Source organism: Aeromicrobium sp. PFPM2_SD2, assembly GCF_057364525.1.
This window is the reverse complement of record NZ_JBNFNZ010000792.1, coordinates 1-584: the sequence shown is the minus strand read 5'-3', so window position 1 is coordinate 584 and position 584 is coordinate 1. Positions and strand designations below refer to the sequence as shown.

1 protein-coding gene is annotated in these 584 nt (G+C 78.1%); it reads right to left on the bottom strand.

Annotated features, from left to right (window positions below; all coding sequences use genetic code 11):
- Positions 1-169 precede the first annotated feature (169 nt).
- Positions 170-584 (bottom strand): SRPBCC family protein (locus AC2W7G_RS18150; RefSeq protein WP_485869662.1); only part of this gene is annotated, 415 nt, incomplete at its 5' end.

Sequence of the window (584 nt, the reverse complement as noted above, 5' to 3'; positions counted from 1 at the left end):
CGCCCCACGAGGACGGGGGTCGACGCCGGGATCGTGCGTCCGGTGGCGCGGTGGAGCACCGGGCGGCTCACCCCGACGGCGACCCCGGCGACCCGCGACTCGAGCCGGCTCAGCGACGCGTCCAGCTCGCCCCCGAGGCTGCGGACGATCGAGGTGCCGAGCGGACCCTTCACCGGCTGCCCGTCCAGGCCCGCGTGCACGGTGACGTGGCTGCCGCCACCGAGGGACGGACCTGCAGGGCGAGGGCGAGGACGAGTCCCATCGGGCCCTTGCCGCGCAGGTCCAGGCCGTCCGCCGCGACGCGCTCGACGGCCCAGCGGACGTCGGCCGGGATGGCCATGATCTCGGCCTGCTGGACGAAGGAGACGCCCACCTCCGCGGCCCCCGGGGCCTCGTCGCGCCAGCCCGTGTGGAGGGTGAGCCAGTCCGCGATCGAGCCCAGGTCCGACAGCACCTCCACGACCCGGTCGGGTGACGCGGCGACCGTGCGGGCCGCGGCCACGCGGTGCGCGAAGGCGGCGATCCAGGCCGGCGCCTCGCCGGCGTCCAGGGCCTGCGGCGGGGGCCGCGGGCTGCCGGCCGAG